The following is a 14,939-nucleotide window of genomic DNA, read 5'->3' as shown; positions in this document are numbered from 1 at the left end:
AAAACCCTCCACCTTATGACAAAATACCATTATTTGTATTACGTGAAATTTTAACGCTATTTATGAACGAACAGCCACTTCTCTAACGAGTGGATTATGTACTTGCACATAAATTGCTTGCTCTAATGGATTACTTAACTCATCGACATCGAAAAATCTCGTTAGTAAATTTGCTTTACATGCTAACTTATCTTCGTCCAACAATTCTCTTAAAAATGTTGAAGGTTCCCGGTTATATGGAAGGTATGATTCAAGTACAGACCTTAATTCCGAGAGAAGAATTTCCTCCTTAATTAATCCTGCTGTGCCAAAACCATTAATAAGGCCAAACATATGATTGAAAATTAAGTAGTAACGAAATCTCTCATCCACAATATAGTCGTCATATAAATTTCCAGTACGTTCTCCAATACCAGCTAATTCATTATTAAGCATCTCTTTCATTGAATTACAGAAATAAAACCCTTGATTATCACGGAAATAATATTTGACCGGATAACCATCCTTTAGCTGAACAACGCTATTTTGCTGATGAGCTTCTAATGCAACACCATACTGTAAATACATCCATACCATTGGCTTTAAAGAAATATTCATATATCGTCTAAACCACTCTAAGCTTACTTCTTCACAGCTTTTACTTTCTAAATCTGCTAGGCGATGAATAATATTCGATAACCGCGTACGCTCCCCAGGTATAGCGTCTTGAACTAGCCCAGCAATTAATGTTGCGTCGTTTGCATGTTCACTATAAAAAGGGTTCTCGCGAATAATCACTTCAAATCCAGATTCTTGTGTTCCATAATTTAATGTAATATAGGCTGGATCACAAATAAAATCAAAGCCTGGAAATCTTTCTCGTACTTCACCAATAGCCGTATTTAACATTTCCTTCCCTTCAAGACCACTCTCAAGTTCTTTCAGTTTATTAATACGCATTGAATTCGTTACTTTCACCGGAAATGAAAACTTAAGCATATACTTCGAATCGGGATGATATAGCGTCCTTAGTGATGATGTTGCCATATAATACTTACCTACAGGACCAATATACTCAAGCAATTCTTGAACTATCCAATCTTGTACGTAAGCTTGATGCAAGAGCCATTCTGCCTGAAGCGGATGAATTGGAATCAATGCATATTGATCTTCCTTACAGTACTTCGCTATAAATTCCTTACTAACCATCTCATCATTACTTAATTCTTCTTTTATAATCGTTGTTGTAGAATCTGATAATAATGATTTTTCATTTACTATACTTTTATGTGCCCGAAAATAATGAAGCTGACATTCTCCTTTTAATTCTGGAGAATACATTGCACTTTTCCAATCCAATATCCCTTGTCTACTCTTTGGTGTAGGATGAGTTAAATGCCCAAACAATAAAGACTGCTCCGCTTCTATAAAAGTTGTATGGAAACCGTATAATGCGGATGTATCTTCTATTCTCTCTCTTGTAAATTCCTCAATATTTTGACAACTACGAATGACTCGAAGCATGAGTTCCGCAGGATTCGTCCCTTCTCCGTAGTTGATAGACATCTCTTTTATTAAAAATGTAATAACTGTAACGTAATCTGCTTTAATAACAGAATTACTATCTCCAATTTGATAATAAAATTGTTCTCCAAACAAATGGCGATCTGTTGATGATTTATATATAACTTCTCCATACAAAGTAACGTTCTGTGCCGATAGCCGACAACATAAATATGTGGGGACTGTATCTCTATTCAACGTATTACTGAAGATACTCTTCATTCTTTCATCCTCTGTAATCCATTCTCCACTCCCTGTTTCTCTTAAATAACAGTTTAAAAAGCTTTGTAATGTTGCATGTTCTGCGATTTGTTTCGCATGCTGCATACTGGTCCTGCTACTAAAAATATAGATAAATGTACATTCTTAGAGTATTCCTGTTTCTACGTGTCCTGTCTCGCCAATCACTCACTACTACAGTTTGCTGTAACACTCCACAGGCGTAAATTCCGATGTAGCCCACCGTACATATATACAATCTATTTACGTTAGTATTATATATTCTTTTGCTTGTAAAAGGTTGATTGACGCGTTCAAATCTCTATCCATTACATTTCCACAGTCACATTCATATACTCGGTTGGATAGCTTTAAGTCTACTTTCTTTTGACCACAACATGAACATAACTTTGAAGATGGATAGAACCTGTCTACTTGACGTAGTTCAATTCCATATTCCTCACATTTCGTCAATAACCATGTTTTAAATGTATAAAAGCACTGCTTAGCAACTGCTTTAGATAGATGTTTATTCTTCATCATACCTTTCACATTCAAATCTTCTACTGTAATAAACGTTGGCTTGGTTTTCACCACACCATTTACAACAGACTTTACATACGCTAATCGAATGTTTGCTAGCTTGGCATGTAGTTTTTGCACCCTAAGAATGTTTTTATCTATATTCGCTCTTTTATTAGTAACAGAGTGTTCACCTCTCTTTTTTAGATTTTCAAATTTACGTGATAAAGAGCGTTGTTCACGTTTTAACCGCTTTTCTATCTTTTTTACTTTTCCTGTTTTGTTTATATTTTTGTGAATTTTCCCATCGCTACGTACAGCGAAATCTTTCACGCCTAAATCAATGCCTACACCTGTTGAATGGAGTGTTGGCTTCGCTTTTGTTTCTTCCAATTCACAAAGCACAGATACAAAATATTTTCCTGCTCTTTTAGCTATCGTTCCGCTTTTTACAACCGCATCTTTTGAAATATATCCATACTCTTTTAATCTCATCCATCCAATCGTAGGGATTTTTACTCTATGTCTTTCAACTATCCAATCTGTTTTGTTGTTTTTAGGAAAATAATATTTTACATCTTCATTTTTCTTTTTCTTGTAGCGTGGAAACTTAGATAAACCTTTAAAAAATTGCTTAAAAGCTTTATCTCCGTTCATAATCGCTTGTTTTACAGCTTTACTTGATACTTCTTTTATCCACTGGTCACATTCTTTTGTATGAATGTTATTTAGCCATTTAGAAAATTCATAGCCACTAAGAGATTTCCCCTCGGATTCATATATCTCTTTGTTTTTCGAAAGATATAGATTGTAAACATACCTGCACACTCCAATCGTTTGATGGATCTTGATTATTTGTTCATTTGTCGGCTTAATCTCTATTAGATATGCTTTTTTCATAGATCTTCATCCTCCGACATTCTCTTTTTGTATTTCCTCAATCTGTATATCCTACAACTAAATATGTGAATAACAGATATCAAATACTAAGCAAACTCTTCTTGTGGAGACAACCTTTCATTAGTAACAATGATAACTTTGACTCCCAACTTATGAAGAAATCCATCAAACCAATCATAATCAAAACGGAAAAACCTATCTTTGTGTGCGATGGTGATGGTTGAAACATTTCTCTCCATGCAGTCATCGAGCTTATATTTTTCATTACGCATATCCACGTTTACTTATGTTTTCACTTACTGTTAGTTCCTCCTCTTTATATTAAAGCTATCGAAATTTTATATAATAAACGATAATTGAATGTCGTTATCAATTACGATTCTAATTGATAATGATATTCAATTCAAGAGTATATTTCAGAATTTTTTTATCAAATAAAATTTTTCTTTTTTTCTTTCTTTTCTTTAATCTAGTTAAAAGTACACTAGAAAAATTCTTGTTTTCAAACTAATTACCTACTATTTTTTATTAATCCATTTTTTGATGGATTAATAAAAAGGTACACCAAATGAGGTATACCTTTCTCTACGATATGTTTACATAATATTATTATTTTCATCAATCTATATAGCTGTTTGTTTTTGTAACAATTTCAAATCTCTCCAACAATACGCTGTTTCTTCTACCTTTACTCTCTCTAAAAATTTCGTATCAATTTTTTCAGGGTTAAATTTTTCATAAAACTTTTTTGAAGGATTATTCATAACGACCCAAACTAAAAGAGATTGCATATCATTCTTTACACATTCTGATAGTAACGCTTGAAATAACTTTTGGCCTATTTTCAATCCTTGATACTGTTGTAAAAGATAGATTGCATATAATTCCCCATCACAATTATATGAACCACTTCTTTCAACTCCCCCATCAATGAATCCGACTATCGTTCCATTTAACGTCTCTGCTACAAATCTAAACTGATGATTATCTTCTTTTTGAAAAATATCCTCCCATTGTTTTTCTCGTTTCTCATATGCTATATTATCTAAAATTTCGTCAGCAAATATCCCTTTATACGTTGTTTTCCAACTATCAACATGCACCTTTGCTATACCTGGTATATCATCCTTTATTGCTCTTCTAATATGTATTCCCATCATTTCTCCTCCTTTTTATTCATCATTATATCAATTTCATTTCTTAAAAATCCAAATAAAAAAGAGTGAATTCACTTCACTCTTTTTTATCACAATTATCTACTTTCCACTTCAACTGAAACTACTCGATCAATCTCTTTCAGGGAACTATATAACTCTGTTGTATATAAATCTTCTGGAGCTAAAATAACCATCTCCAGTTGCTGAAATGCTCCACTATCTATATCTTTAATTTTCACGCGTTTCACATGCATGCCTAAATTTTTAATTTGCTTAAATATACCATCTAACTCATGATGCTCTTTAACAGTAATTTTTATAGATAAATCCTTTTGTCTTAATGAATACGGTCCTGCAATTTTCACAAGTTGCGGAAGTACATTAATCGCTAAAATAATTAAAACCATAGCAACTGTCGCTTGTAAATAAAATCCCGCACCAATTGCGATTCCTAAAGCTGAAGCAGCCCACACCATAGAAGCTGTTGTTAATCCAGAAATAACGTCATTACTTCTTCGTAAAATGACACCTGCGCCAAGAAAACCAATTCCACTAACAATTTGAGCGGCCAGTCGCATCGGATCCATATTTGTATGTCCAGGAACAGAATATACATACACAGATTCAATTGAAACCATCGTAATTAAACAACTTGCTACAGAAATAACCATACTTGTTTTCACACCAAGTGGTTTATTCTTTAGCTGCCTATCTATCCCGATGAATAATCCTAAAAATAGTGCTAAACCTAATTTGAGTAAAAATTCATATGACATATTTCCATTCTCCTTACTTTACAATGTTTCCCTTAGAATAACTCACTATAACTCTTTTATGATATCAATTCCAGTCTTTTCTATTCATTTAACGTAAAAAACCGAAAAAACATTTATAACGATGTTTCTCCGGCTTTTTATTACACTTTAGATTCTTCTTTATTTCTGATCTTTAATCTTAATTTCTGCATCTTTGTAGAATGCTAATTTACTGTCATTATACTCTTTTGTAAATTTGTTAAACTGCTCTTTCGATTTTTGTGCTTCCACATTTAATTCATTAACAGTTTTAACTTTTTCACCGATTTCTTTTAATTTCGTTTCTTTTACTTTTAATTTTTCATACAGTTCTTTTTCAGTCGCTAACACTTTCGTGTAATTTTCATTCATCTTTTTGAATGCATCATAACGATTTTTATACGACTCTTCTACTGCTTTTGCTTGTTTTTGTAACTTCTTATCTTCAATCTTCTCTATATTACTTTGAACAGATTTCGTTTCCTTCTGTGCTTTTTCTAGCATTTCTTTTTCACTTTTCAATACTTTTTCACGGTCATCTACATTTGCAGTAGCTTGCTCTATTTTCTTCACAACTGCTTCATTATGATCTTTACCTTCTTGCAAAATTTGAGCATATAATTCTTGACCTTGTTTCTCTAACTGCTCTAATTTTTTTGCTTCATCCACTAAAGATTTTTCTTGTGTTGCTGCTGTTTCAAAAGCTGTATATAGATTTTCTTCTGGCTTTTCACCGAAACAACCTGTTAAAAGTCCTACTGATAATGCTCCAACTACTGCTACTTTTCCATACTTCAACGTTCATTCCTCCATTACATACGGTTATCATGCCAGAGGTTCACTGGGAAGTGACTCTCTTCATGATAAGCTTCAAACTCATAACCCTTTTCTTTTAGCCCCTTTAAAATTGCTGGCACAGCAGCAACTGATTGCGGGTGAATATCATGCATTAAAATTACTTCTTGTGGTTTTGTTGCGTTTGTTAAGACATTTTGAGCAATTTGTGCTGCAGCTGCATCAACTGGAATTTTATTGTATTTCCAATCTGATGAATCAATTGTCCAATCCCATACTTTAAGTCCGGCTTCTACCACTTTATTTCGAAGACCTTCATTCAATCCAGGCATCGAACCATATGGAGGACGTGTTAATTTAGGTGATTTCCCAATAATATTAGCGATTAAACCTTGATCTTCTTTCATCTCATTTACATACTCGCCATTTTTATATAACTTTGCGAAATTATGTGTCATACTATGCATGCCTACATAATGACCCTCAGCATTTTCACGTTTCACTAAATCAGGAAATTGTTTTACATTCGCTCCAATTAAAAAGAACGTCGCCTTCGCATCATGTTGTTTTAGCGTATTTAATAATTCAGCCGTATATTTCCCTGGCCCATCGTCAAATGTAAGATAAGCAACTTTTCTTTCTTTTCCATTAAAACGACTTGGTGCCGTTTTATTCATTTCAACTTTCGGCTGTTCACTTGCAAGCTGCACTACGTTTTCTTGTTTCGCAACAGCTTTTGCTGGTGAAGTAATTGATTGGAACATGTAATACCCAATAGCTACTGCGGCAATCGCTATTAAAACGACTACTATTTGTTTAATTTTTAAAGCTTTTTCCATTCTATCGAATTCCTCTCCCTATTAATCTTATATATAAATCGCCCAATATAATTATACATCTATTTATTTTTATTTCACCATGTAAACAGATTTTTTTGTATTATAATGGGAGTTTTATCAAAAGTATTGTTCCATGTGCTTATAAGACTTAACGTATCTCCATGAAGATCCATCATTTTTTGACGATAGCTAAACCAATACTTTCACCTATTGCATGATTATTAATCTGGCAAAATAGCTGGTCAATATATGATAAATGATCTTTCGCAATTACTATCTCTTCGTCTTTCACCTTAATCGCTTCAATGTGTATGAATATGTAATTGCATTTTGAACAGTCTTTCTTTAACCTGTTTCAATTCCCACCAATTCAATTGTTCTATAAATAGTGATAAATTGAATTTCCTTCCCTTCAACTTTAGGAGCTAATTTCCAAATAGTCCCCTCTAGTATATCGTATAATTACACCTTTTGTTTATATAAATTAAAATGATTTTAGTATAATTTTTCCGCAACAAAAAACCGTTATTAAAAAGTTGCTAATCCACTTCAAAAAAAAGATTGGCAAAAGCCAATCTTTTTTTATTATTCGTTTCGAACTGGTTTTGGCGTTACACCTAAATGATCATTTAATTTTTTTGAAATATCTTTTACATTTTTTTCATTTGGAATGTAATAATAAATACCACCGATACGTTTATCTGTACCTTCTATTTGCATTTTTTCCATTTCCAAATTAGTTCCTGCCATATTTTTTGTAATGGCAAGCATATCGTCAAATGTTAAGTTCGTTTTCATGTTTTTATCAACCGCATCTAGTAAAGAGCCCATTTTGCTAATTGATTGAACAGACATCGCTTTTTTGGCAATTGCTTCTATTACAAGTTGCTGTCTCTGTCCACGCATTGCGTCACTATCAATTTTACGCGTTCTTGCAAGTGCAAGTGCTTGTTCTCCATTTAAATGTTGATAACCTTTTTCTAAATGGATCATACCAGCTTGGTCTTTACTATCTTGTTCAGTGAAAGTAACTGGTACATCAATATCAATACCACCAATTGAATCGACAATTTGTACGAATGATTCAAAGTTAAACTTCACATAATAATCAACAGGGACATTTAAAAATCTTTCCACCGTATCGCGTGTGCTTTCTACGCCACCAAATACGTGAGCATGAGTAATTTTATCTAATTTTTTTCTAGTTGGAATATAAACACGTGAATCACGTGGAATACTTACTAGCTTAACAGACTTATCATCTTTATTAATTGTTGCTAATAAAAGTGCATCTGTTCGAACTGCTTCGCCATATTGGCTTTTTCTCATTTCACTTCCATCTACACCCATGATTAATATTGAAATATTATCCTTTAAAGGTTCAACTTCTTTATCACGCTTTGATGACTTATCAATTTTTGCATACGCATCATTTACAACAGCTTTTGCTTTATTATATATAAACGAACCATATCCTACTCCTCCAAAAATAAGTAGGAAAAATGGAATTAATATGAACCATTTTATTGACTTTCTTTTAGAACGCTTTTTATTACTTCTCGTATTTTGTTCTAATTCAGAGCTCATACCCATTCGCCTCTCTTTCTCTTTACCAAGTATAATGTAAGTCTATTTATCTTCATATTGAATTTCCTTTCACTAACCTTACAATTTTGTAAGGTTACTACTTAAATCCAATATGTATTCCATTTCACATTATACTCTCGTACTTATTTTTGGCAAGTCACTATTTACCAATTTCAAAAATTTAGCACTTCGCAACATACGGATTTACAAATTTATTAACTCTTTCATTTTAAATTAGAATGTCTTTTTCCTAACAAACGATATGAATAAAGAATCCAGCTAATTATAAAACCTCTATGAATACAGTATATTTAACTTTATTATTTCTCAAACGGCGTATACACACTTTTCTTCCCCTGATTATCAATGTAAGCCGACTTTGCTTTTATTTTCGTTTTTTCTACTTCCATGTCTTCATTTGAGAAGTTCACAATGATTTTAATATCTTTTCCATAAGAAACAGATTGTACTAGCTTATCTTCTGACAAATACGCAAAATTCGTCATCTCTTCTTTTACTGCTTTTTCATGAACTTCATTCCAAACTTTTAGATGCTCTGTAATTTCTTTTTTATGCTTATTCCACTCTACTTCATCTAAATGGTACAACGGAGGAACATTATACAATAATTCAGACAGCATTCGATTTCCAACTTCATCTTTTACCTTTAAACTTCCCCATTCCCAATGATGCGTTGTAATAACGGAATCATTGTATACTAATTTATATAATGGTACCGAATATACTGGGTTTAAATATACTTGTTTATATTCTTCTTTCAATGGTACTTGTTTTGCATATTTTTCGGGAACGTTTTGATTTGGTGACCAATATCCACCGACATAATACGGACTTGTTTTATTTTTCCGCATATCTTCATCGTCCCATTTAATAACAGGTGTTTCAATTCCGTGTGCAAATGCAATCGTACTACTAGCAAAATCATTTCCACCTTCAGAACCAACGACCATACCCTTTTCTTGTGCAATGTAGTCCATTCGTTTTAAACGTGCTTTTAAATCTTGCTCTTGTGTCGTTATATGTTTCGCTGAATAGTCATCGTAAATTTCACCTGTCGCATCACAATCAATAAACCATGAATTATATTTAGGACCATTTTGTAATATATCATTCATGCGTCCCTTTACACTAGGTAGCGATAAAGTCGGGTTTAACTTGCGACCTCTGCCTAAAAAGCCTTGCACCTTTTCTCCGTTTTTCTTCGTTACAGTAGCCTCTTCGTATAATGATGGGTCATTAAAGGATGCTGTGTTCCAATTTTTATCACTTTTTTCGTGAATGGAATGATATGAATCATACGGACCAACTAAATACCCCATTTCCTTAGCTTTTGTCACGAAATTAGGTTGCATAAATCCTTGTTCCCAGTTCGGAAGACCAATCCACGCTTTTTCTATTCCTGCCTCTTTCATTTCCTTTAGTATGTCCGTTCCATCTGCATTACCCCATTTACTTACCTCTTCAACCGCATCACCAAGTAGCGACTTTAATAAATGCTTATTTAAGCTATACAATTCTGTATTCGTTAAGTGACCTACACCTTTCTTTAATAGCACACTAGCTTCCTGATCAACGTTTTGAAAAATATCCTCTTTATAAAATTCCTTCATAGATAATACTTCGTTTATATAACGTAAAATAACATTTTTTTGATACTTATCAATGAAATCTTGTTTACTTACTTGATCTAATACATTCAGTTCCCCAGGCTCTGAACTATTCTTTTGAATAAGTTCTTTTATATGGCTAAACAGCGGGCTATTTATTTGCTCTCTTAGTTTTGGCCAATTTATATTACTTTCTGATAAACCATTTTGATTCCAAAAATAAAAATGCGCCGCTCCATATAACTTTTCGATTTCTTTATTTTTTCTAGCCTTTTCTTGTAATGTTTTAAATTCACCTTTTCGAACAATATCATCCTTATACAGTTTAGCAATGCTTACCGCATCATTATTTGTCACATATAATTGAAATCCATATGTTTTATTTTTATTTATGCTCGGAAATTCATGTGTAAAATCAAATCCTATTTTCGGATCCGAATGAAATTTCAATTCATTATTAAACATATTGTTTGCAATATATACAATTGAATATTTCGAACCATTTAATGCGAAAAACTTCATAGAAAATGATTCAGCAAATGAATATGCATCATCCTTTAAAAACTTCTTCCAATTCTCATCATTGCTCGGAATTTGCTTACCCTCCCATAACGGAAGTGTATAATTTTCAGCTTCTACTTTCGGCCATGTAAAGCTTTCTGCACCAGTCGATTCCACTTCAATGTTTAAGTGGTCTTTTTTCTTTTCTAATTTTATTTTTACTTTTTGATCTGGATATTCCCACGATGTACGATCCTTTTCTTTTTTTACATTCGATACCTTCATTTTCGGTAGGGGTTGTGATGCCTGTTCCTTTACACCCTCATGTTCTACAGTTAATGTGAATGTTTCTGGATTTACATCATAAGTAAAATCTTTATACGTCGATTTCTTTATTTTAGACTCTTGTACAGCATTACTACCTTTTACGTCACAACCGACTAAAGTCGAAAATGACATAGTTGTAAGAAGACATATTGCTATCATTTTTTTCATCTTCTGCACCTCCACCAATGAATATACAGGTGGTTTGTTACAGGAATGTGGCAAAAAATAATAGAGCTAGCATTTTGCTAGCTCTATTTGGAGTATTAAATGGTGATATGAACAACTATAACTCGCTTAGAAGATATGTAATACAGTAACTGCGTTTTTTTCTCAACAATTATGAAACTAAACAAATCAAAATTTTAACAAGCATTCTTCAACTGAAAAAATAAGTGTATACAATGTATCCTAAAAGTAGTACTAAAATGATTATTCCTGTACCTTTCCAATTCATACCGCCTGCTATATCAACTGGACTACCTGTTTCCGCTCTATTGAGTCCGTCATGTAAAGAACCCGTAGGATTACTTTTTAATTCACTTTGTCTCATACGCTCTCTTTTTTCTTCTGGGGACTCTTTATTCATTTAATCACCTCCAAAATGAATGCACTCTTTACTTACATTATTCAAAATCAACATTTGTTTTATATTTTTTTCCGAAAAAACCTAATTTAAAATAGGTTTGCAACGTAAAGAAAGCTAGCCATGCCAGCTTTCTTTACGTTCCAATATGCTCTTCCTTATTTACAATAATACCTTTATGGTCGATTTCAAGCTCACATACTTTCATATCTGTAAATACTCTCGCTAATTGCTCAGCGACTTCTTGACGTTTCTCATATGGCGTTAATATAAAAATAGATGGTCCCGCACCGCTAAGTGCTGTGCCGTACGCACCAAATTCTTTTGCGCATTTACGAATAGATGGTAATAACGGTACGAGTTCTAAACGATATGGCTCGTGAAAATGGTCTCTCTCCATCATTTCACCTACAACTTCCCACCGCTTTTGACATAATGCAGCTACTAATACGTTACTTATCGCACTAGCTTTAACTGCCTCATGAAACGGAAACATCTTTGGTAATACAGATCGACTTTCATCTGTATTTAATTCTTCATTCGGAATGAGAGAAATTACACCTAATTCCTTGCTCTCAATTCTTACGACGGAAACATCCTTTCCATCAAGTGCTCCAATTACAGTTCCACCTAATATAGAAGCAGCAACATTATCAGGATGTCCTTCAAAATTTGTAGCAATTTGAACTTTTTGATCAGCAGTTAAGTTCAAATTGCCTAGTTGATTCGCAAGCTCTATCCCAGCTACAATCGCTGATGCACTACTTCCTAGCCCTCTTGTTAATGGGATATTACTAGTAACTTCTATTATATGGGGTGATATAGAAGGACATACTTTACATGCCGTGCTAACGATTAAATTTTTATCGTCTGTCGGAATTGATTCTTCAAAGGAATGGATTACTTGCCATTTATCAGCTTTTTCTTTAACCACCACATCTAAATACAATGACAAAGCTATTCCAACTGAATCAAATCCAGGACCAACATTCGCCGTACTAGCAGGGACACGAACGCTAAATGGTATCACGACATAATCACCCCTTTAATATGCTCTTTAATTTGTTCTATATCATTTGAAACATTTGCAATATCTAATGTATTAGAAGAAATTGCGATATCAGGATCTTTCAAGCCATTTCCAGTTAAAACCGCAACAACCGTTTCTCCTTTTTTGATTTTTCCAGATTGAACATGTTTAATTACGCCAGCTAATGAAGCATTTGATCCCGGTTCAGCGAAAACTCCTTCAGTTTTTGCCAATAACCTATACGCATGTAATATTTCTTCATCTGATACCATATCTATTTCACCGTGAGACTGCTCAGCAGCCTCTACTGCGTATGACCAACTTGCCGGGTTACCGATACGAATCGCAGTTGCAATTGTTTCAGGTTCTTCAATTACATGCCCTTTTACAATTGCAGCTGCTCCTTCTGCTTCAAAACCATGAATTCTTGGCTTCTTATAACCTTTTTCTTTCTCATATTCACAGAAACCTTTCCAATATGCTGTAATATTTCCTGCGTTCCCAACAGGGATAGCTAGAACATCTGGTGCATTTTGCAATTGGTCACAAATTTCAAATGCTGCCGTTTTTTGCCCTTCAATTCGATAAGGATTTACTGAGTTTACTAACGTAATCGGCTCTTCTGCAGCAATATTTCTTACAGCCTTAAGTGCATCATCGAAATTCCCTTCTATTGAAATAATTTCAGCTCCATAGGCAACTGCTTGCGCTAATTTTCCATGTGCAATCTTTCCTTCTGGTATTACGATAATACATTTCATCCCAAGACGTGCCGCATATGCTGCAGCTGATGCTGATGTATTACCTGTTGATGCACAAATGATTGCTTCTGAACCTTCTTCTTTCGCCTTAGCAACTGCCATGACCATACCACGATCTTTAAAAGAACCTGTCGGATTCGCTCCTTCGTACTTACCATATAGCTGAATCCCTAATTGTTTTGATATATTTAATAACGGAATAAGTGGTGTGTTTCCTTCCATTAAGCTGACATCAGGTGTATTTTCATTCACCGGTAAATAAGAAGCATACTGTTTTAATAGTCCTTTATACATATTGTTTTTCCTCCTCAATAATGTAGTAACTGTTTATTTCACTTGCGACAGCTTCTATCGCTTCTAAAACTCGTTCGAATTGATACTTGGAAGTTCGATGTGTAACAACAACGACTTCTGCCAGTTCACGGTTTAAAGGTAATTGAATAACCTCTTTTAAACTTACAGAATAATTAACGAAACATTCTGTTATTTTCCGCAACATCCCAGGCTCATCTCGTAATGAAATGCGTAAGAAATATTTCGAAACTACTTCTTCATCACCTTGTAATTCATAAGGAACTGGTTCTTTTAACGCACTTTTATTTTTCGGAACTTGATTCATATTTTTAACGATTGAAATAATATCACTTACTACAGCAGAACCAGTCGGTAACTTTCCAGCTCCGGGTCCATAAAACATTACTTCTCCTACCGCTTGGCCATGGACATACACCGCATTAAATTCATTATTCACATTTGATAATGGATGCTGGCTCGGTAAAAGCGTCGGTTCTACACTTAAATGAATGGCTGGTCCTTGTTTTTCAGCCTTACCAATTAACTTCATAGTAAATCCTAACTTTTCAGCCATTTGTAAATCTTCTTTTTCGACCTTTCGAATCCCTCTTACTTGCACATCATCTAATGAAACATTCATCGAAAAACCTAAGTTTGCAAGAATTGCTACCTTTCTCGCCGCATCTAGTCCATCTACATCTGCTGTCGGATCCGATTCTGCAAAGCCTAATTTTTGTGCTTCCTGTAAAGCCTCTTCATAAGACCATCCATTTTGACTCATTTTTGTTAACATATAATTTGTTGTACCATTTACAATTCCCATTATTTTTTCAATTTGATCTGATGCTAGCCCATCAGTTAGTCCTCTTAACACTGGAATACCGCCCGCTACACTCGCTTCGTAACATAAATCACAATCATTATCGTTCGCCAGTTGAAGAAGCTCTGCACCATATACAGCCATTAAATCTTTATTTGCTGTTACGACATGTTTTTTATTTCGTAAAGCCTTAACAATATGCTGTTTTGCTTCTTCAATTCCTCCCATTACCTCTACTACAATATCAATATTTGAATCATTTAGAACTTCATCTGCATGACTTGTTACTGCAATTCCGTCAATACAAACATCGCGTTCTTTTTCCAAATCACGTACAACGACTGTTTTCACTTTCACTTCGTATCCTGTATCAAGAGCGATTTTTTTATAATGTTCTTTCAAAATATGGACAACACCACTTCCGACCGTACCTAAACCTAATACCCCAACATTTATAACGTTATTCATCTTCTAATCTCCTCCTAAAAGTTTAATTGTTACACCTATAAATCACCTTACTCTGCTTTTTTGTCATGCAGGTGGTGGTTATTTCCGTACTTTTAAATCGTTTCATATTACCGCACCTCCCTTCAAAGTAATAAAAAAACACACTCATCCCTAGGAAAGGGACGAATGTGTT

The 14,939-nt window shown here is 33.8% G+C and carries 13 protein-coding genes and 1 other annotated feature (1 of these 14 running past the window's edge); all 13 genes read right to left on the bottom strand.

The window, feature by feature from the left end; genetic code table 11:
• Nucleotides 1–60: 60 nt before the first annotated feature.
• Nucleotides 61–1,869, bottom strand: a complete 1,809-nt coding sequence (locus tag MHI26_RS09955) for an IucA/IucC family protein (RefSeq protein WP_061667454.1) — start codon at nt 1,867–1,869, stop codon at nt 61–63.
• A 156-nt stretch (nt 1,870–2,025) separates the two neighbouring features.
• Complete coding sequence (locus MHI26_RS09950; protein ID WP_061667453.1) at nt 2,026–3,183, bottom strand: RNA-guided endonuclease InsQ/TnpB family protein; 1,158 nt, start codon at nt 3,181–3,183, stop codon at nt 2,026–2,028.
• Nucleotides 3,184–3,269: 86 nt separating this feature from the next.
• Entirely contained in the window at nt 3,270–3,461 is a 192-nt protein-coding gene (locus tag MHI26_RS09945; RefSeq protein ID WP_000367564.1) for a hypothetical protein, read from the bottom strand.
• A 345-nt stretch (nt 3,462–3,806) separates the two neighbouring features.
• Nucleotides 3,807–4,340, bottom strand: a complete 534-nt coding sequence (locus MHI26_RS09940; protein WP_061667452.1) for a GNAT family N-acetyltransferase — start codon at nt 4,338–4,340, stop codon at nt 3,807–3,809.
• 95 nt (nt 4,341–4,435) lie between these two features.
• Nucleotides 4,436–5,116 carry an MgtC/SapB family protein gene (locus MHI26_RS09935; protein WP_061667451.1) on the bottom strand — a complete coding sequence of 227 codons (681 nt, stop codon included), beginning with the start codon at nt 5,114–5,116 and terminating at the stop codon, nt 4,436–4,438.
• Nucleotides 5,117–5,275: 159 nt separating this feature from the next.
• Entirely contained in the window at nt 5,276–5,932 is a 657-nt protein-coding gene (locus tag MHI26_RS09930) for a YkyA family protein (RefSeq protein ID WP_000873563.1), read from the bottom strand.
• A 14-nt stretch (nt 5,933–5,946) separates the two neighbouring features.
• Nucleotides 5,947–6,768: a peptidoglycan-N-acetylglucosamine deacetylase gene (locus MHI26_RS09925; protein ID WP_000409487.1), complete on the bottom strand. Its 822-nt coding sequence runs from the start codon at nt 6,766–6,768 to the stop codon at nt 5,947–5,949.
• A 585-nt stretch (nt 6,769–7,353) separates the two neighbouring features.
• Nucleotides 7,354–8,355 carry an LCP family protein gene (locus MHI26_RS09915; protein ID WP_042973251.1) on the bottom strand — a complete coding sequence of 334 codons (1,002 nt, stop codon included), beginning with the start codon at nt 8,353–8,355 and terminating at the stop codon, nt 7,354–7,356.
• A gap of 320 nt (nt 8,356–8,675) precedes the next feature.
• Nucleotides 8,676–10,979, bottom strand: coding sequence for a glycoside hydrolase (locus MHI26_RS09910; protein WP_061667450.1), 2,304 nt, complete (start codon nt 10,977–10,979; stop codon nt 8,676–8,678).
• Between the two features lie 208 nt (nt 10,980–11,187).
• The gene (locus tag MHI26_RS09905; protein WP_001031479.1) at nt 11,188–11,397 is read right to left on the bottom strand and encodes a DUF6366 family protein; all 210 of its coding nucleotides are present in this window, start codon (nt 11,395–11,397) and stop codon (nt 11,188–11,190) included.
• Nucleotides 11,398–11,530: 133 nt separating this feature from the next.
• The gene (thrB, locus tag MHI26_RS09900; RefSeq protein WP_000612101.1) at nt 11,531–12,424 is read right to left on the bottom strand and encodes a homoserine kinase; all 894 of its coding nucleotides are present in this window, start codon (nt 12,422–12,424) and stop codon (nt 11,531–11,533) included.
• On the bottom strand, nt 12,421–13,479 hold the full coding sequence (gene thrC / locus MHI26_RS09895) for a threonine synthase (protein WP_000276436.1): 1,059 nt from the start codon (nt 13,477–13,479) through the stop codon (nt 12,421–12,423). The genes thrB and thrC overlap by 4 nt, the downstream gene beginning before the upstream one ends.
• Entirely contained in the window at nt 13,472–14,767 is a 1,296-nt protein-coding gene (locus MHI26_RS09890) for a homoserine dehydrogenase (protein WP_001066903.1), read from the bottom strand. Before MHI26_RS09890 ends, thrC begins: the two co-directional genes overlap by 8 nt.
• 154 nt (nt 14,768–14,921) lie before the next feature.
• Nucleotides 14,922–14,939, bottom strand: a binding site (T-box leader) (it continues 218 nt past the right edge of the window).

The organism is Bacillus sp. FSL K6-1218 (assembly GCF_038006445.1).
Lineage (GTDB): Bacteria > Bacillota > Bacilli > Bacillales > Bacillaceae_G > Bacillus_A > Bacillus_A thuringiensis_S.
Note: the sequence above shows the minus strand (reverse complement) of the source record. Positions and strands in the feature narration are given on the sequence as shown.

What these genes read in the sequence shown, in the direction of transcription:
- MHI26_RS09915 (WP_042973251.1), bottom strand. Translation starts at nt 8,355, where the DNA reads ATGAGCTCTGAATTAGAACAAAATACGAGAAGTAATAAAAAGCGTTCT.
- MHI26_RS09905 (WP_001031479.1), bottom strand. Translation starts at nt 11,397, where the DNA reads ATGAATAAAGAGTCCCCAGAAGAAAAAAGAGAGCGTATGAGACAAAGT.
- thrC (WP_000276436.1), bottom strand. Translation starts at nt 13,479, where the DNA reads ATGTATAAAGGACTATTAAAACAGTATGCTTCTTATTTACCGGTGAAT.
- MHI26_RS09925 (WP_000409487.1), bottom strand. Translation starts at nt 6,768, where the DNA reads ATGGAAAAAGCTTTAAAAATTAAACAAATAGTAGTCGTTTTAATAGCG.
- MHI26_RS09890 (WP_001066903.1), bottom strand. Translation starts at nt 14,767, where the DNA reads ATGAATAACGTTATAAATGTTGGGGTATTAGGTTTAGGTACGGTCGGA.
- MHI26_RS09940 (WP_061667452.1), bottom strand. Translation starts at nt 4,340, where the DNA reads ATGGGAATACATATTAGAAGAGCAATAAAGGATGATATACCAGGTATA.
- MHI26_RS09950 (WP_061667453.1), bottom strand. Translation starts at nt 3,183, where the DNA reads ATGAAAAAAGCATATCTAATAGAGATTAAGCCGACAAATGAACAAATA.
- MHI26_RS09910 (WP_061667450.1), bottom strand. Translation starts at nt 10,979, where the DNA reads ATGAAAAAAATGATAGCAATATGTCTTCTTACAACTATGTCATTTTCG.
- MHI26_RS09955 (WP_061667454.1), bottom strand. Translation starts at nt 1,869, where the DNA reads ATGCAGCATGCGAAACAAATCGCAGAACATGCAACATTACAAAGCTTT.
- MHI26_RS09935 (WP_061667451.1), bottom strand. Translation starts at nt 5,116, where the DNA reads ATGTCATATGAATTTTTACTCAAATTAGGTTTAGCACTATTTTTAGGA.